The sequence below is a fragment of the Dyella subtropica genome (genome assembly GCF_026283965.1).
In the GTDB taxonomy this organism is placed as follows: domain Bacteria; phylum Pseudomonadota; class Gammaproteobacteria; order Xanthomonadales; family Rhodanobacteraceae; genus Dyella_D; species Dyella_D subtropica.
Genome location: NZ_JAPDPD010000001.1, coordinates 298501 through 314641, shown reverse-complemented (window position 1 = coordinate 314641; position 16141 = coordinate 298501). Strand labels below are relative to the sequence as shown.

Here is a 16141-nt window from a genome sequence, read left to right as displayed (position 1 = left end):
AAGCCGTGGACGCCAAAATGGCGAGCAAGCATATCGGCAAACGCCGCCGAGCCCCCAAACCGGATCAGACGCTGGCTGAGAAGCGGTAGCCGGCACCGCGCACGGTCTGCACCATGTCGTCGAGCTTCCACGGTTCCAGCGTCTTGCGCAGGCGGCGGATGTGCACGTCGACGGTGCGCTCTTCCACGTACACGCTGCCGCCCCATACGTGGTCGAGCAGTTGGGCGCGGGAGTAGACCCGTTCCGGGTGAGTCATGAAAAAGTAAAGCAGGCGGTATTCGGTGGGGCCGATTGGCACCGCGTCATCGCTGGCGAACACGCGATGGGCGGGGCCGTCGATACGCAGGCCACCGAGTTCGACCATGCCGGAACCGTCGTCGCCCTGGCTGCGCCGCAGCACCGCCTTGATGCGCGCGACCAGTTCGCGGGTAGAGAACGGCTTGACGACGTAGTCGTCCACACCGGCCTCGAGCCCGTTGACCCGGTCCATTTCCTCGCCGCGGGCGGTGAGCATGATGATCGGGATTTCCCGGCTCAGCTCCTCCTTGCGCAGGCGGCGAGCCAGTTCGAGACCGCTGGTACCGGGCAGCATCCAGTCGAGCAAGATCAGGTCGGGGACCTGCTCGGCGATGGATATCTGGGCGGCTCGCGCGTCGGCGGCGTGGGCCGCGTCCATGCCGGCTTTGCGCAAGGCAAAGGCGACCATGTCGCGGATCGATGCTTCATCTTCAACGATCAGTATGCGTTTGTGCACGCGATGTGGTCCGCTCGGGTTGGCCTATGACGCAAATATTGCAGCGGTCCAATGTTACGTCGCGATGACATTTCACAATATCGGTACGAAAAATCCCCGTGAACGTGCGTTGGATGGGGCGGGAGCCCGCCTGAATGCTCAGTGCGAGTCGCCCATCACGTTGAAGCAGAGGCGGCCGGTGCAGCTGTCCGAGGGCTTCCGCAGCTGCTGGGAGTGGCCATCGGGGTTGTCTTCGGTCTGCACCTTGCGCTTGCGTAGCTCCATCACCAGGGGGGTGAGGTCGCTGATGCGTGCCTGGATGCGGGCGCGGGCGTAGTAGTCCAAATCGGGGCGTTTCAGCAGCCGTTTGAGCTGCTCCATGGCGTCGAAGGGGCGGCCCGACAGGTAGCTGGCGTCGGCGTAGGCCTCGCCGGCGCGAACCGGGTCACCGGCCTTGTCGCTGGCGCGAGCGTAGCTGCGGTACAGCTCCGGCTCCACGGCGTTGTCCAGCATGGGGCGCAGCATATCGGCGGCCTGGACCGCTTCGGCGGTGGCCCCGCCATCGGTAAGTGCTTTCGCATAGCCGAGGGCGATGGCGTGGTTGCGAGGCGACTCCCGGTTGAGCTCGGCGTACAGCGAAAGCGCTTCCGCACGGTGACCGGCCTGGAGCTTGGCGTCGGCCAGGGCGAGCTGCAGGATCTGGTTGTCAGGGTTGGACTTGAGCAGTGGCTGCAGTTCGTCGATGGCCTTGGCGCCGCGACCGCTGCGAGTGAGAGCAAGCGCGTAGCCGTAGCGGTTGGCCGGTGTGTCGAATCCGCGCTGCTTTTCCAGATTGGAGGCGTAGTAGGTGCTCTGCTGCAGGGCGTCTTCGGACAACACCCGGACGCGTTCGCGCATGAGCGCATAGGTGTCGAGGCCGCCCTTGCTGTTGCGGCTGCTGAGAGCGGTCGGATCCTTCACGTAAGCGATCGGCGCGGTGTTTTTTTCCCACTGGCTCTTGACCAGCGTGGGGGAGGCGGGGCGCTGCTTCTGCTCGGCGACCAGCGCGCTGGCGCGCGACTTGGCGTCGCTGATGCGCGACAACGTCACCGGATGGGTCTGTAGCAGTTCGGGCACATCGCGGTCGCCAGCAGAGCCTGCGCGCAAGGTGTCCTGCATGCGCTCGAAGAAGCTGGCCATGGCGTTGGGATCGAAGCCGGCATTGGCCAAGGTCTGGATGCCGGCACGGTCGGCCTCGACTTCGTCCTTGCGGGTGAAGTTGATCTGCCGCTGCATCATCAAGCCCTGGCCACTCATCAGCACAGCGGCACCGGCATCACCCGCTCCGGCGCCCGCGCCAGCGGCGATAGCGCCCAGCAGCACCAGGGCCAGCAACGGCGCATCTTTTTTCGACGCTTCGAAGGCTCGCTGCAGGTGATTCTGGGTGATGTGGCCGATTTCGTGGGCGATCACACCGGCCAGTTCGCTTTCGCTGTTGGTGATGGTGATCAGGCCCGAATTCACCGCGATATAGCCGCCGGGTGCGGCAAAGGCGTTGATCACCGAGTCCTTCACGATGAAGAACGAGAAATGATCTTTCGGCTTGTCGCTGCTGGCGACCAGGCGGTAGCCCAGGTCGTTGACGTAGTCGTCCAGCAAGGCGTCGTCCACCACCATGTCCATGGCCCGCATCTGCCGCAGCATGGCGGCGCCGTAGTCCTGCGCCTCCTGCGGGGAGACCAGGGCGTTGGCCGAGCTGCCCAGGTCGGGCAGGCGGACCGTGTGTTCCTGGGCGCCGGCTCCGAAGGTCAGGCCGGCGCAGATCAGGGCGGTCAGGAGACGGGTGGGGAAGGTGCGTGGTGCCATGCGCATAGGTGGGTGACAATATCACTTGTGACCGCTGTCCAGCGGTGTCGGTTCATAAGGCTATCGCTTGTTTTTGGGGTGCTTACCCCCAGGTAGCCGGCCATGGTCGTTTTCTGCTCCGGAGTGTTGTCGTGCCCAAAATTGAGGTCTATTCCACCGCCGTCTGCCCTTATTGCGTGTCCGCCAAGAACCTGCTCAAGTCGAAAGGGCTGGAATGGATCGAAATCCGCGTCGACACCGACCCGGCTCAGCGTGATTTGATGCTGGCGCGAAGCGGCGGTCGCCGTACCGTGCCGCAGATCTTCATCAACGATCAGCACGTGGGTGGCTTCGACGATCTCGTGGCCGCCGATCGCAGCGGCAAGTTGGCCGAACTGCTGGGTAGCGCCGCATGAGCGCCGATAAAGGCAAGGATCGCGTCGCCGAATTCACCGCCTTCCGCCAGCGCATGAACGAGCGGATTCTGTCCGAGGACAATCAGGTCGTGCGCCGCTTCTTCGCGCTGGACACGCAGACCTACAAGCCCGGCGCATTGGACGTGAAGACCAAGGAACTGCTTGGCCTGGTCGCCTCCATGGTGCTGCGCTGCGACGATTGCATCAGCTATCACGTGGCTCAGTGCAAGGAAGCCGGTGTGACGCGCGAGGAGTTCTTCGAGACGTTCAGCGTCGGTCTGGTGGTGGGCGGTTCGATCGTGATCCCGCACCTGCGCCGCGCTGTGGATTTTCTGGACCAGCTGGAATCCGGCGAATCCGCTGCCGGCGAAGGCTGCACCAGCCACGCTTGAGGTGGGTGGGGCCTCTGCCGCGACGGCCCCCTCCGTGCGAGTTTTTGCAACGCTCCATGCGAGGATTTGCAACGCCTCGCAAGGGTTTCGCTCTGGCCGCTTCACGCAGCATCGTGGGATAATTGAAAGGATTTATAGCCCAGGCGTCCCCAGCCCGGCTGCTCGATTCTTTCCTTTGAGGAGTTCCCCCCCATGAGCAAGACCATCGCCGTAATCCCTGGTGACGGTATCGGTCCGGAGATCATGACCGCCACGCTGCGCGTGCTCGACGCGTTGGACTGCGGCCTGTCCTACGACACCGTCGATGCCGGCATGGTGGCGCTCGACAAGCATGGTGATCTGTTGCCGCAGGGCACGCTGGACACCATCGCCAAGCACAAGGTGGCACTGAAGGGGCCGCTGACCACGCCGATCGGCGGCGGCTTCACCTCGATCAACGTCACGCTGCGCCGTCACTTCGATCTTTACGCGAACGTGCGCCCGGCGATCAGCTTCCCGGGTACCAAGGCGCGTTTCGAGAACATTGACATCATCACCGTACGCGAGAACACCGAGGGCGCGTACCTGTCCGAAGGACAGACGCTGTCCGAGGACGGCGAGACGGCGATCTCGATGGTGCGCAATACCCGCAAGGGCAGTACCCGCATCGTGCGCTACGCCTTCGAAATGGCCGTGAAGAAAGGCCGCAAGAAGGTCACCGCCGTGCACAAGGCGAACATCATGAAGACCAGCTCGGGTCTGTTCCTCAACGTCGCCCGCGAGGTGGCCAAGGAATACCCGCAGATCGAGTTCAACGAGATGATCGTGGACAACACCTGCATGCAGTTGGTGATGAAGCCGGAACAGTTCGACGTGATCGTTACCACCAACCTGTTCGGTGACATTCTTTCGGATCTGTGTGCCGGTCTGGTCGGTGGTCTCGGTTTGGCCCCAGGCGACAACATTGGTGCCGACGCGGCGATCTTTGAAGCGGTGCACGGTTCGGCGCCGGATATTGCCGGCAAGGGCATTGCCAATCCGTGCGCGCTGCTGCTGGCTGCGGCCGACATGCTCGACCACCTCGGCATGGTGGCGAAGGGCAGCAAGCTGCGTCAGGCCATTCGCGACACGATGGAGCACGATCGCGACAGCGTGACGCCGGACCTCGGTGGCAAGGGCAGCACCACCAGCTTTGGTGACGCTATCGTCAAGCGCGTCAAGGGCTGAGTTTCACCTTCCCGGATGATGCAAAAGCCGCGGCGCAGTCCGCGGCTTTTTGCTTTCTGGATCGACGCCGGTCACGCCGCTACGATGATGGGTCACGGCGGGTGCCATGTGTTCTTTGCATGCGCTCCTCCGACTTTTTTCACGTTTTCCTCAGGACGGTTACGCGCATGACGTTGTGGGTCTTCGTCTACATCGCCGCTGCCCTGCAGGCCGCCTTGCTGGCCCTGGCGCTATGGCGGCGGCCGGTCAACCGGGAGGCCAACCGCCTACTTGCCGTATGGGTGGCGCTGGTGGGGGCCGATCTCGCGGTCAAGGCGATCTACTGGCATCTACTGTCGCCGGAATGGTTCCGCGCCTACCGCTTCGTGGCGCTGTTTCCGTTTCTCTACGGCAGCTTGTTCTTCCTCTACGTGCGTGCATTAACCCAGGGGCGTGGCTTCCGCTGGCGCGACGCGGTGCACTTGTTGGGCTTTGGCGTGATGCTGGTGCTCAATGGCCACGTCTTCATGATGGATCACACGCAATTGCAGGCGTTGTCTGCACGCTGGATCGCGGGCGAACGGTCGGTCGGGGCGTGGTTCGACGTACCCTTGTTTGCCTACAGCCTGTCCTACGTGTTGGCCGCGCTGTTGCTGGCGCATCGCTATCGGCGGCGTTTGCGCGAGCGGCGGTCCGACGCCGACCGCCTGTCGCTGCGCTGGATCGATGCGATGGCCGGTTGCCAGATGGTGATCTGGTGCATCGCGATCGTGCAGGCGATGGTGTACTTGCCGGTGATCAACTACGGCCTGTTGTTCGGCGCGGTGGCGGCATGGGTGTGCGTGGTGGGCTGGTTCAGCCTTGGCCAGCCGCCGGTGGCGGTAGAGCCTGAACCCGAACCGCCGACCGGCGAAGCGGCGGCGCTCGCCTCGGATGCCGGCCAGGACGATGCCCGGTTTGCGGCGGTCGAGGCGCGCCTCTCGCAGCTGATGGGTGGCGCCGACCCGTTGTATCTCGAACCCGCGTTGACCATCGGCCAGGTCGCCAAGCGCAGCGGTTATCCGGAATACCTGGTGTCGACGGTGATCAACCGCCGCCTCGGCGGGAGCTTCTGGGATTACATCAACCGCCTGCGCATCGAGGCGGCGCGTGCCTGTCTAGCCGACACCAGTGACACGCGCACCATCCTCGATATCGCCTACGCCTGTGGATTCACCTCGAAGTCCACTTTCAATGCGGCCTTCAAGAAGCAGGTAGGTGAGACGCCGAGTAGTTATCGCAAGGTCGTCGTGCTGTCCCCCTCGAGGCGCCAGGAGGTCACGATTGCGACGGTTGACGATGCAGCGCAGCGATGATGTCGGCAACCATATCGCCGATCTTCGTGCTGCCTGCGACCGTGATGCCCATGCGCACGACCACCAGATGCTCGGACGGTACGATCACCACGTACTGGCCGAGCGCACCACGTGCGTAGAACATGTCTTTCGGTAGTTGCGGCATGCCCCAGGGCGCATCCCACACGGGTACGCTGCCCTCGTTCACCAGGTTGGTCCAGAAGCCGGCGCCGTAACCGGTCTTGAGGGTTTGCGAGTGGCTGTAGTCCACCCAGCCTTCCGGCAGGATGCGGCGCCCGTCGACCACGCCATCGTCGAGATAGAGCTGGCCGAAGCGGGCGAAGTCACGGGCCGAGGCGTAGACGTTGCTCGATCCGACCGGCGTGCCGGTGGCGTCGGTCTCGATGACCGCGTTGCGCATGCCCAGCGGTTCGAACAGCTCATGACGCATGAAACGCCCGGCGTCGACGGCGCCGCCGCCGGCCGCATCGCGGATCATCTGCGACAGCAACACGTAGCTCAAATTGCTGTAGCCCCAGGCGGTGCCCGGGGGATGGGCGAGTGGCGTCCGTGCCGCGTAGCCGGCCATGTCGCGCTCCAGGAACAACATGTGCGACATCGGGTTGACCGCGCCGTCGGTTTCGTCGAATGGCAGTCCGCTGTCCATCCGCAGCAGCTGATCGACGGTGATGGCGTGGCGCGGGTCCGCTGCTGAGCGCCAGGCGGCAACCGGCGCAGGCTGGTCCAGCCGCAGTTTGCCCTGGTGCACGAGGACGCCGATCAAGGCGTTGACCACCGATTTGGTCAGCGAGTGGGCGTAGATCGGCGTGTCCGGCCCGTAGCCCGCTGCGTAGCGCTCGCCGATGAGTTGGCCGTTGTGCAGCACCACCACGGCCTTGGTCAGTCGGGGGTGGGCCGGGTCCGCTTCGGCGAAAGCGCGGTCGAGCGCATGGTGGATAGCCGGGTCGGTGGGCTCGACCACCTCTGCCTGTGGGTACGGGCTGGCGATGGGAGCGGATTCGAAGCCGGCGGCTTCGGGTACCGGGTCGTTGCCGTGGACCAGCAGGCAACCCAGGCCCTCGCGGAACACGGCGCGTGCGGCAAAGCCGCCCAACACGGAGGTGCGCACTTCGCGCCTGGCGCGATCCACGTCGTAATGGATAGCCCAGGCAATGCTGCTCATAAGGGGCCGTTGTTCCTCGTCGAACATCCGGTCCGGGTCCAGCCGCGACAGGAAAGTCGTTGCGCACAGCGAGCGGCTGACCGAGCCGGTGGCGGTACGCATCAGGTCCCTGCCGGCGGTATTGAGGTAGATGGCCGCGCCGAGTATCGCGACCAGCAGGGTGACGAGGGTGATTTTCAGGGCGCGCAAAACCATGTGATCCGCCGGGTTCGAGTGAGTTCGGAGTGGACAGCTTGGGGTGCGAGGGGGCCGGTTTTCGTCCGATCCGGCGGATTCGTACCGCGCAGGGACGTCAAAACAGGCCGCGGCCATGCCGCAGCCTGTTTCGTGAAGTCGCTACGGTTACGCCGCCGCGGTCTGGTGCATGCCGGGCCGGTAGCTGCCTGCCTCCGTGCGAGCGACGGCATTGATGCGGTTCCAGCCGTTGATCATCACCACCAGCAAGGTCAGGTTGACCAGTTCGCTCTCGTTGAACTGGGCGCGGACCTGCTCGTACAGCGCATCCGGCACGGCATCGTGCGAATCCAGGTGGGTCATCGCTTCGCACAGGGCCAGAGCCGCGCGTTCGCGCTCGCTGAAGAGCGACACTTCGCGCCAGGCCGGGAGCAGGTACAGGCGCTGCTCGCTTTCGCCGCCGGCACGCGCATCCTTGCTGTGCATGTCGAGGCAATAGGCGCAGGCATTGAGCTGGGAGGCGCGCATCAGGACCAGCTCGATCAGGCTGTTCTCCAGGCCGCTGGCGCGGAGGTTGTTGCCGAGGGCGAACAGCGGCTGGAGGGCGTTGTAGTGCTTCTGAATGGCGAAACGGGACATGGGAGGCTCCTTGGATACAAGCGGCCGGTATTGGCCGTTCAATGCAAGGACGCACCACCCGTCGATTTCGTGACCGCCTCGATGCGCGCCAATTTTTCCGGATGGCGAATGGCGTGGATTTCGGTGATGCGATCGTCCGCGCATTCGACCCACATCACCGAGGTGAGCTTGCCTTTGTTCCACAGGAACAGCGCGGGCGAGCCGTTGAGCATGCCCAGTACGCGCTGTTGCTGGACGTTCGTGCCACTGAGGGCGATCTGCAGATACAGGCGCGCGAGACGATCGGCACCATGCAGCGGGCGCAGCGTTGCCCTGACCACACCGCCACCGTCAGCGAGGTGCACCGCATCCTCGGCGAACAGCGCACGCAGCGAGTCCAGTGAGGGTTGCTCCAGCGCCGCGACAAAACGTTGCAACATGCGCCGTTGCATCGCTGGGTCAACCTGAAAACGTGGACGTGCTTCGCGCAGGCGCGTTTTGGCTCGATGCACGCGCTGACGGCTGGCTTCCTCGTTGATGCCAAGGATGGCGGCGGTCTCGGCGTGGCTATAGTCGAACACCTCCTTGAGCAGAAAGGCGGCACGCTCTTCCGCGCTAAGCCGTTCGAGCAGAAGCAGGAACGACAAGCTCAAGGTCTCGGCACGCTCCAGGTGGTCAGAAGGCGCCTCGCCGTCGGTAGGTTCCAGCGGTTCGGGCAGCCAGGGGCCGGTGTAGTGGTCGCGCTCGGTCTTGGCGCGGCGCAGGCGATCCAGGGCGAGCCGGGTGGTGACGGTGACCAGCCAGGCCTCAGGGTCATCGAGCGCGGCGGTGTCTTGTTCGTGCCAGCGCAGCCAGGCGTCGTGCAGTACATCTTCGGCGTCGGCTGGTCGGCCCAGCATGCGGTAGGCCAGGCCGAACAGGCGCTGGCGATGCTGTTGGAACAGGGCAGTTTGTGCGTCCATCAGAAGCTCCTGGGTGGGGATAGCACCAGGACGTATCAAGCGGCTGAAACGTGACCGTCGATCAGTACGCGAACGGATAGGGCGCCAGGAACACCAGCCAGATCATCAGCACGATGCCGATGTACTTGAGGATGCGAAACAGTTTGGGGCTCTTCTTCTTGAGCGCACGGCTGCGGTCGCGGCTGCGCTGGTTGAGCGCGAATATGCGGTTGACGAAGCCGGTTTTCTCTTCCGGCGACTCGGTATTGGGCGACGCAGTGATCTTGCCCATGAAGGCGCCGACGCGATGGTTGATCGCGCTCATCCAGCGGGTGCGCAAGGGACGTTCCACGTCGGCGAACAAAATCACGCGGGTCTGGTCGGTGCGGTTCTCCGCCCAGTGCACGTAGGTCTCGTCGAACACCACGTCTTTGCCGTCGCCCCAGGCATGCATTTCGCCGTCGACGAAGATGCGGCAGTCGTCGGAGTTCGGTGTAATCAGACCGAGGTGATAGCGCAGCGAGCCGGCGAACGGGTCGCGATGCGGATTGAGCTTGCTGCCGGGTGGCAGCAGGGCAAACATTGCCGCTTTCACGCTCGGGATCGCGTTGAGCAGCTTGACCGTTTGCGGGCACAGCGTTTCAGCCGATGCCAGCGGTTCGCCGTACCACTTCAGATAGAAGCGCTTCCAACCCTGCTTGAAGAAACTGTTGAAGCTGGCGTCGTTGTGCTTCTCGGCTGCGCGGATATAACCCTCGTCGAAGAGATGCATCGCCTCTTCGCGGATCGCCTGCCAATTCGCCTGCAGCAGATCCAGTTGGGGGAACCCGCGCCGATCCAGGATGGGGCGTGCCGGCACCGCCGAGAACGCGTACATCAGCAGGTTGTACGGTGCGAAGATGGCCGAGTGATCCACCAGCTGTCGATCGAAACGCAGTCGCGCACGTCCACGCAGATGGACCATCAGCACGCAAAGTGCAAACAGCGCGAAGAGGGTCAGCAGGATCAGGCGTGGGGCGAGAATCATGTCGGGGTGTTCGGCCGGGCAGGGAAACCGGGCGCCATTCTACTCCGAGGCTACAAATAGCCTCAGTGCTTCAATACGTGTGCCGCACCGCCGCCAGGGCGATAACTGTGGGCGAGGGCGCGATGCACATAGTCGGCAGCCCGGCGCACCGCGGAGCGCGGTGATTGTCCTTTGGCCAATTCCGCCGCGATAGCGGAAGCCAGCGTGCAACCCGTGCCATGGCCTTCCACGCGCAGGCGCGGGTGGCGCACTTCCATCATGCCGCGCTCGTCGTAGAAGCGGTCCACCACTTCGCGGCCCGTATGGTGGCCGCCCTTGAGCAGGACAGCGCTCGCGCCCAGCGTAAGCAAGGCTTCACCAGCGCTGTCGAAATCTTTCGCGGTGCGGATCGATCGGCCAAGCAGGGCTTCGGCTTCCGGCAGGTTGGGTGTGAGGATGTCGGCCAAGGGAATCAGGCCGTTGACCATGGCGTCGACGGCTTCTTCAGTCAGCAAGCGCGCTCCGCTGGTGGCGATCATTACGGGGTCCACCACCAACCAGGCGGGTTTGCGCCGACGCATCTCGCGCGCGACCAGCCGAGTGATGGCGGCATTGCCGAGCATGCCGGTTTTCACTGCGGTGATAGGGAAATCGTCGAACACCGCGTCCAACTGGCTGCGGATATGCGCCAAGGGCACGGCGTACACGGCGGTGACGCCGCGGGTGTTCTGCGAGGTGATGGCGGCGATCACGGAAAGCCCATGCACATGGCGGGCATGGAACGTTTTCAGGTCGGCCTGAATGCCCGCGCCACCGCCGGAGTCGGAGCCGGCGATGGTGAGGGCGATGGGAGGAGAGGTTTTTTGCACTTCGCTTTCTATCTCGTCATTCCGGCGCAGGCCGGAATCCAGTTACAGCAACGTTGGGTAGAGGTCCAGCCATTCAGGGTTCTCGCCTTCGATCAGGCGGGTCTTCCATGCACGCTTCCATTCCTTGAGTGCCTTCTCGCGAAGAATGGCTGACTCCATGTTCTCGTGTAGCTCATACCAAACCAAGGTATGAACCCGGTAGCGTTTGCTAAAACCTTCGACGACATCCTGCTTGTGTTGCCAAATGCGTTTGATCAGGTCGCTGGTAACGCCAATGTACAGAGTGCCGTTCCGCTGGCTTGCAAGCATGTACACACAAGGTTGTCGCCAATCCATGGCATTGTCTCCACTGGATTCCGGCCTGCGCCGGAATGACGGGTTCTGTAAGGTTTACAGGGCCTCTGACGCAAAATCTGCCAACCGCGAACGCTCGCCACGCCGCAGCGTGATGTGCGCTGAGTGCTTCCAGTCCTTGAAACGGTCCACGGCATAGGTGAGGCCGGAGGTGGTTTCGGTGAGGTAGGGCGTGTCGATCTGCTCCACGTTGCCCAGGCACACGATCTTGGTGCCGGGGCCGGCGCGGGTGATCAGTGTCTTCATCTGTTTGGGGGTGAGGTTCTGCGCCTCGTCGATGATCAGGTAGCGCGAGAGGAAGGTGCGACCGCGCATGAAGTTGAGCGAGCGGATCTTGATGCGCGAGGCGAGCAGGTCGTTGGTGGCCTGGCGACCCCAGCTGCCGCCTTCTTCGGGGTTGGCGAGCACTTCGAGGTTGTCAGTGAGCGCGCCCATCCAAGGCGTCATCTTTTCTTCTTCGGTGCCGGGCAGGAAACCGATGTCCTCACCGACCGAGACGGTGGCGCGAGTCATGATGATCTCGCGGTAGCGCTGCTGGTCCATCACCTGTGCCAGGCCGGCGGCAAGCGCGAGCAGCGTTTTGCCTGTGCCCGCCGTGCCGAGCAAGGTGACGAAGTCGACGTCCGGATCCATCAGCACGTTGAGCGCGAAATTCTGTTCGCGGTTGCGCGCAGCGATACCCCATACGCTGTGGTTGCTGTGACTGTGGTCGTCCAGCAGCACCAGGGTGGCGTGAACTTCGTCGACATGCAGCACGCGCAGTTCGACGCTGTTCTCGCCGGGTAGGAACAGGCATTGATTCGGATGCCAGTCCTCGTCGTCACGGCGGTCGAGCTTGTAGAAGGTGCGGCCTCGCTCGTTCCACGACTGCACTTCCGGGTGGTGATCCCAGAAATTTTCTGGCAGCTCGGTGGAGCCGGTGTACAGCAGGGCGAAATCGTCCAGCGCACGGTCGTTCTCGTAGTCCTCCGCGTCGAGGTCGTAGATCTTGGCCTTGATGCGCAGGTTGATGTCCTTGGTGACCAGGATCACCGCGCGATCGGTGTTCTGGTCGCGTAGTTCGATCACGGACGACAGGATCTGGTTGTCGGCTTTGCCGTGGCCGTTGGTGGCGCGCTGCTGGAAGTACAGCCGGCCCACGGCGCCGCCCCGCTTGAGCTTGATGCCCTGTGGGCTGGTCAGCTCGATGCCATTGCTGATGCCGTGGCCGTTGCCCTTCTCGATCAGTTCGTTGAGGAAGCGGCTGACTTGGCGGCCGTTGCGTGAGACTTCCGAGGCGCCTTTCTTCTTTTCGTCCAGTTCCTCCAGCACTGTCATGGGGATAAAGACGTCATGTTCTTCGAAGCGGAACAGCGACGTCGGGTCGTGCAGCAGGACATTTGTGTCGAGAGCGTAAATCCGCTTGCTTCCGGTCATACGGAAGGGGCCTCGCTGGCTGGCAGGTGGATGAAACGCGGCATGAGACATGCCGTGGGTTTCCGGTCGCCGGGACCGGAGTGCAGACGTCTTGCGCGATGGCGTGTGCAAAGTGCCATCGCGGAAAGACGAATGAAGCGGACGGACTTCACTTGGCGGGGATAGCGTCTAGCACGGTTTGGGCGTGGCCCGGGACTTTCACGTTGCGCCATTCCTGTACCAACCTTCCGTCGGGATCGATGAGGAAGCTACTTCGTACGACACCCATGTGACGTTTTCCGTACAGCACCTTCTCGTGGATCACATCGAAGGCCTGGCACCAGGTCTCCTCGGAGTCGGATACCAGCGGGAAGGGCAGCTCTTGCTTGGTGGCGAAATTGGCATGCGATTTCACCGAGTCGCGCGAGACGCCGATGATCTCGGTATGGCGTTTGCGGAACTTCGGATACAGGTCTCGAAAGTCTTTCGCTTCGTTGGTGCAGCCGGGCGTGCTGTCCTTGGGGTAGAAGTACACCACGACCCATTGGCCCTTGAGGCTATCGAGCGTCAGCTCGCTGCCGTCCCCGGTGGTGCCTTTGAGCTTGGGGGCTTTCTTGCCGACTTCGGGCATGGTCTCTCCTGCGGAGCCAGGAATGACTCCGACTTGTTGTCAACGAGGGTGGAATGCAAGGCGCCAGTGGGCGGCGCGAAGACGGGGGCGGCGCATCGCGCGATGGTCATCGCTCGAACTGCAAGCTGCATGCGCGCGGGCCTCCGGTATTGCTTCGGGGTGAAGACTAGCGCTTGCGGCGACGGATAACAGCCCTTGCAAGCAAGGTGCCGGCTGGGCATGCTGGGCGTCCGTCGCGCGATGGGCGAAAACGCCGTTTCCGGCGCCTCGCCTGAGGGGCTCAGAACTTGACCGGATCCATGATCGCGTCGAGGTTCAGGCCGTCGCAGAACTCAAGAAAGTCGTCGCGCAAGGCGGCGATATGAGTGTCGATGGGTATCCCGATAGTGATTTGCGCCTGGAACATGGCCGCGCCGGTCTGCATGGCCTGGTAGCGCATGGAGCTGAGTTGCTCGACGGCGATCTCGTGGCGATCGAAGAAGTCGACGATCTTGACCAGGATGCCTGGGCGATCGGCGGAAATCACTTCCACCAGGTAGGGCAGCAGGCGCGAGGCTTGCTCGCGCGAGTCGGTGCGGTAGTGCACCAGATGCAGATCTTCCTCGCGTGCCAGCTTCCCGAGGGAGGATTCCAGCTTGGCCACCGCGTCCCACGCACCGGTCGCCAGCAGAGTCAGCGAGGTATCGGTGCCGATGGTAGCGACGCGTGCGTCGGCGAGGTTGCAGCCGGCATCCGCAATGCGCCTGGCCAGGCTCAGCAGAGGTGTGCGTGGCGAAGGGGTCAGCGTTTGGATCAGCAGCTGGTTGTCGTTGCCGGTACGCACGGAAGCACGATTCAAGAGAGTTGGCCTGTGGCAGACCCCGCAGGGCGCGGAAAGGTGTCACGGGGCCCGAGGAGCTTACTTGTCGCCCCCGTGAAGCCGCAAGTTTAAGAGCCTGCCCTCAGGGGCCGCATGGACTATGCGGACCCTGAGGGCAGGCTCTATCATGCAGGGCTTGGCTTTGGCCGGAGTTAGGTCTTGAACATTCGTGGAAGCATCTGTGCGCTGGTGACGCCGTTCGCGGCGGATGGCTCGCTTGATCTGGACGCCTTCGGGCGTTTGCTCGAGTACCAGATCGCCGGAGGCACTCAGGCCGTTGTGGTCGCTGGTTCCACCGGCGAGGCGCACATGCTCGAGCATGACGAGTACGACCGCCTGTTGGCTTTCGCGGTGGATCGCGTGGCCAAGCGCATTCCAGTGATCGCCGGTACTGGCGAGGCGGGTACGGCCAAGACCGTGGCTCTGACGCAGCGTGCCCGCACGTTAGGTGCCGACGCCGCGCTGGTGGTCGCCCCCTATTACGTGCGCCCCACTCAGGAAGGCTTGCGCCGCCATTTCCTGGAAGTGGCCGAGCACGGCGGCTTGCCCGTGCTGCTCTACAACGTGTCCGCCCGTACGGCTAGCGACTTGCTGCCGGAGACTGTGGCGGTGCTGCGCGAACACCCGGCCATCGTTGGCATCAAGGAAGCTTCGGCCAGCGACGAGCGTATCCACGCCCTCACGGAACTTGTGCGCCCCGATTTCGTCTACTTGTCCGGTGACGACGTCACCGCCGGCAAAGCCATGCTGGGCGGGGCCGGCGGCACCATCTCGGTGGTGGCCAATCTTGCGCCCAAGGCCTTCCGCGCGCTGTGCGACGCGGCGACCAGCGGCGACAAGGCGGCCACGGCTCGTTGCGGCGAGGCGCTTGCTCCGCTGGTACAGGCCCTCAACTGCGCACCGAACCCGATTGCGGTGAAAGCCGGCTTGCCGGCGCTGGGCCTGGGGACGGCGGCACCACGCCTACCTCTGGTTGAACTGCAGGAAGGCCCGGATCGCGCGCGTATCACCGAAGCGCTGGCGGGTCTGGCATCCTTGGCAAACGCGGCCTGAATCTGGCCGCCCGATATCTCTACGGAATCTCACTTCAATGAAGAAATCCCCGCTCGTCGTTGCCTTGCCGGTCCTGGCCCTGTCTGCCTTGCTGCTTTCCGGTTGTGGCATGTTCCGTTCGCAGAAGGCGTGGGAAGCCGCCAAGCAGGAGTCGCCTCTGGAAATCCCGCCGGGCCTCGACACTCCTTCGACCAGTGCCGCGCTGGTGATCCCGGAGCCGGGTGCCAATAACCCGACCTCCAACGGCGCTACGGCACGTGTGGGCAAGGGTGGCGGCGTGATCGCCGACGGCTTTGTGCTTTCGGACAACGTCGACAACGCCTACCGCCGCGTTGGCCAGGCGTTGGAGCAGGGGGATATCGGCCAGGTGATTGCGCATGACGATGCGGCGCATACCTACACGCTCAGCGTAGTCGCGTCAGCGGTCCAGGCCAGCAAGCCGGGCTTGTTTAGCCGTGTGTTCGGCGGCAGCAAGAAGGAGTCGACGGCAGCCGCGCCGGGCGCAGCTGCGCACCAGGTGCAGGTCACCATCGGCAACAGCGGCCAGAATGCGAGCGAAGTACGCGCGCAGGGTGATTCGGCTGCCGTGGCCAAGGTCGTCGATACGCTCAAGTCGCGTCTCGGCGGCTGAGTATTCGTGCTCGATGCTGAAACGAAAACGCCGCCCATCGGGCGGCGTTTTCATAGCTGGGCAATGAAATGAAAACTCAGCGCTGCAGCAAATCGAGCTTGCCGGGTTTGTTTTCCCAGTCCTTCGCGTCGGACAGGCCGTCCTTGCGCTCGGTGATGACCGGCCAGTCTTTCGACAGCTCGGCATTCAGCGCTACGAACGATTCCTGCCCGGCCGGCACGTCGTCTTCCGGATAGATCGCGTTGATCGGGCACTCCGGCTCGCACAAGGTGCAGTCGATGCACTCGTCCGGGTTGATCACCAGGAAATTCGGGCCTTCATGGAAGGCGTCGACGGGGCAGACTTCAACGCAGTCGGTGTATTTGCACTTGATGCAGTTGTCGGTGACGACAAAGGTCATACTGTCACGTGCCTGTGTATGCCTGGGCCTGTGCAGGCCGGGAAGTGGCGCTCCCTACGAGGTTCGAACTCGTGTTCCCGCCTTGAGAGGGCGGTGTCCTAGGCCACTAGACGAAGGGAGCGAAAAGCACCGGAGCGCGCTAG

At 63.5% G+C, this 16141-nt stretch carries 18 protein-coding genes and 1 tRNA gene; 6 read left to right on the top strand and 13 right to left on the bottom strand.

All coding sequences use genetic code 11. From position 1 onward, the window contains the following. Positions 1-64: 64 nt before the first annotated feature. Positions 65-754 carry a phosphate regulon transcriptional regulator PhoB gene (gene phoB / locus OUZ45_RS01350; RefSeq protein WP_266168081.1) on the bottom strand — a complete coding sequence of 230 codons (690 nt, stop codon included), beginning with the start codon at positions 752-754 and terminating at the stop codon, positions 65-67. Positions 755-892: 138 nt separating this feature from the next. Next, the gene (locus tag OUZ45_RS01345) at positions 893-2584 is read right to left on the bottom strand and encodes a M48 family metalloprotease (protein WP_266168079.1); all 1692 of its coding nucleotides are present in this window, start codon (positions 2582-2584) and stop codon (positions 893-895) included. A gap of 125 nt (positions 2585-2709) precedes the next feature. Between OUZ45_RS01345 and grxC the strand changes: the two genes are divergently transcribed. From grxC to OUZ45_RS01325, 4 genes are all read left to right on the top strand, one after another. Beyond that, positions 2710-2973 (top strand): glutaredoxin 3, encoded by a 264-nt coding sequence (grxC, locus tag OUZ45_RS01340; protein WP_266168077.1) that lies wholly within the window; start codon positions 2710-2712, stop codon positions 2971-2973. Next, positions 2970-3365 (top strand): carboxymuconolactone decarboxylase family protein, encoded by a 396-nt coding sequence (locus OUZ45_RS01335; protein WP_266168075.1) that lies wholly within the window; start codon positions 2970-2972, stop codon positions 3363-3365. The genes grxC and OUZ45_RS01335 overlap by 4 nt, the downstream gene beginning before the upstream one ends. Positions 3366-3557: 192 nt before the next feature. After that, a complete protein-coding gene (locus tag OUZ45_RS01330) occupies positions 3558-4571 on the top strand; it encodes an isocitrate dehydrogenase (RefSeq protein WP_266168073.1) in 1014 nt (337 codons plus the stop codon). A gap of 167 nt (positions 4572-4738) precedes the next feature. Further along, positions 4739-5905: a helix-turn-helix transcriptional regulator gene (locus OUZ45_RS01325; protein ID WP_266168071.1), complete on the top strand. Its 1167-nt coding sequence runs from the start codon at positions 4739-4741 to the stop codon at positions 5903-5905. Here the strand turns inward: OUZ45_RS01325 and OUZ45_RS01320 are convergent. The 9 genes from OUZ45_RS01320 to OUZ45_RS01280 all read right to left on the bottom strand — a co-directional run bounded on the left by OUZ45_RS01320 (position 5868) and on the right by OUZ45_RS01280 (position 13893). Further along, entirely contained in the window at positions 5868-7262 is a 1395-nt protein-coding gene (locus OUZ45_RS01320) for a serine hydrolase domain-containing protein (RefSeq protein WP_266168069.1), read from the bottom strand. The genes OUZ45_RS01325 and OUZ45_RS01320 overlap by 38 nt on opposite strands. A gap of 147 nt (positions 7263-7409) precedes the next feature. Next, positions 7410-7880: a carboxymuconolactone decarboxylase family protein gene (locus OUZ45_RS01315; protein ID WP_266168067.1), complete on the bottom strand. Its 471-nt coding sequence runs from the start codon at positions 7878-7880 to the stop codon at positions 7410-7412. A 38-nt stretch (positions 7881-7918) separates the two neighbouring features. Further along, on the bottom strand, positions 7919-8821 hold the full coding sequence (gene sigJ / locus OUZ45_RS01310; protein WP_266168066.1) for an RNA polymerase sigma factor SigJ: 903 nt from the start codon (positions 8819-8821) through the stop codon (positions 7919-7921). A 61-nt stretch (positions 8822-8882) separates the two neighbouring features. Then, positions 8883-9809, bottom strand: a complete 927-nt coding sequence (locus tag OUZ45_RS01305) for an aspartyl/asparaginyl beta-hydroxylase domain-containing protein (RefSeq protein WP_425601659.1) — start codon at positions 9807-9809, stop codon at positions 8883-8885. An 80-nt stretch (positions 9810-9889) separates the two neighbouring features. Continuing rightward, positions 9890-10675, bottom strand: a complete 786-nt coding sequence (gene thiD, locus OUZ45_RS01300; protein WP_266168064.1) for a bifunctional hydroxymethylpyrimidine kinase/phosphomethylpyrimidine kinase — start codon at positions 10673-10675, stop codon at positions 9890-9892. Between the two features lie 42 nt (positions 10676-10717). Beyond that, positions 10718-11011 carry a GIY-YIG nuclease family protein gene (locus OUZ45_RS01295; RefSeq protein WP_266168063.1) on the bottom strand — a complete coding sequence of 98 codons (294 nt, stop codon included), beginning with the start codon at positions 11009-11011 and terminating at the stop codon, positions 10718-10720. Positions 11012-11065: 54 nt separating this feature from the next. Then, positions 11066-12445: a PhoH family protein gene (locus OUZ45_RS01290; RefSeq protein WP_266168062.1), complete on the bottom strand. Its 1380-nt coding sequence runs from the start codon at positions 12443-12445 to the stop codon at positions 11066-11068. Between the two features lie 148 nt (positions 12446-12593). Continuing rightward, positions 12594-13055: a peroxiredoxin gene (locus OUZ45_RS01285; RefSeq protein WP_266168061.1), complete on the bottom strand. Its 462-nt coding sequence runs from the start codon at positions 13053-13055 to the stop codon at positions 12594-12596. A 280-nt stretch (positions 13056-13335) separates the two neighbouring features. Continuing rightward, the gene (locus OUZ45_RS01280; RefSeq protein ID WP_266168060.1) at positions 13336-13893 is read right to left on the bottom strand and encodes a glycine cleavage system transcriptional repressor; all 558 of its coding nucleotides are present in this window, start codon (positions 13891-13893) and stop codon (positions 13336-13338) included. A gap of 180 nt (positions 13894-14073) precedes the next feature. Here OUZ45_RS01280 and dapA point away from each other — a divergent pair, with 180 nt between their 5' ends. After that, positions 14074-14967 (top strand): 4-hydroxy-tetrahydrodipicolinate synthase, encoded by an 894-nt coding sequence (dapA, locus tag OUZ45_RS01275; protein ID WP_266168059.1) that lies wholly within the window; start codon positions 14074-14076, stop codon positions 14965-14967. A 37-nt stretch (positions 14968-15004) separates the two neighbouring features. Beyond that, positions 15005-15598 carry a hypothetical protein gene (locus OUZ45_RS01270; RefSeq protein ID WP_266168058.1) on the top strand — a complete coding sequence of 198 codons (594 nt, stop codon included), beginning with the start codon at positions 15005-15007 and terminating at the stop codon, positions 15596-15598. A 76-nt stretch (positions 15599-15674) separates the two neighbouring features. Here the strand turns inward: OUZ45_RS01270 and fdxA are convergent, their stop codons facing one another. After that, positions 15675-15998 carry a ferredoxin FdxA gene (gene fdxA, locus OUZ45_RS01265; protein ID WP_266168057.1) on the bottom strand — a complete coding sequence of 108 codons (324 nt, stop codon included), beginning with the start codon at positions 15996-15998 and terminating at the stop codon, positions 15675-15677. 45 nt (positions 15999-16043) lie between these two features. Beyond that, a tRNA-Glu gene (locus tag OUZ45_RS01260) sits at positions 16044-16119 on the bottom strand. Positions 16120-16141 lie beyond the last annotated feature (22 nt).

Coding starts and splice junctions, on each gene's coding strand:
- OUZ45_RS01345 (WP_266168079.1), bottom strand. CDS start 2,584: ATGCGCATGGCACCACGCACCTTCCCCACCCGTCTCCTGACCGCCCTG.
- OUZ45_RS01335 (WP_266168075.1), top strand. CDS start 2,970: ATGAGCGCCGATAAAGGCAAGGATCGCGTCGCCGAATTCACCGCCTTC.
- OUZ45_RS01330 (WP_266168073.1), top strand. CDS start 3,558: ATGAGCAAGACCATCGCCGTAATCCCTGGTGACGGTATCGGTCCGGAG.
- OUZ45_RS01325 (WP_266168071.1), top strand. CDS start 4,739: ATGACGTTGTGGGTCTTCGTCTACATCGCCGCTGCCCTGCAGGCCGCC.
- OUZ45_RS01320 (WP_266168069.1), bottom strand. CDS start 7,262: ATGGTTTTGCGCGCCCTGAAAATCACCCTCGTCACCCTGCTGGTCGCG.
- OUZ45_RS01315 (WP_266168067.1), bottom strand. CDS start 7,880: ATGTCCCGTTTCGCCATTCAGAAGCACTACAACGCCCTCCAGCCGCTG.
- sigJ (WP_266168066.1), bottom strand. CDS start 8,821: ATGGACGCACAAACTGCCCTGTTCCAACAGCATCGCCAGCGCCTGTTC.
- OUZ45_RS01295 (WP_266168063.1), bottom strand. CDS start 11,011: ATGGATTGGCGACAACCTTGTGTGTACATGCTTGCAAGCCAGCGGAAC.
- OUZ45_RS01290 (WP_266168062.1), bottom strand. CDS start 12,445: ATGACCGGAAGCAAGCGGATTTACGCTCTCGACACAAATGTCCTGCTG.
- OUZ45_RS01285 (WP_266168061.1), bottom strand. CDS start 13,055: ATGCCCGAAGTCGGCAAGAAAGCCCCCAAGCTCAAAGGCACCACCGGG.
- OUZ45_RS01270 (WP_266168058.1), top strand. CDS start 15,005: ATGAAGAAATCCCCGCTCGTCGTTGCCTTGCCGGTCCTGGCCCTGTCT.
- fdxA (WP_266168057.1), bottom strand. CDS start 15,998: ATGACCTTTGTCGTCACCGACAACTGCATCAAGTGCAAATACACCGAC.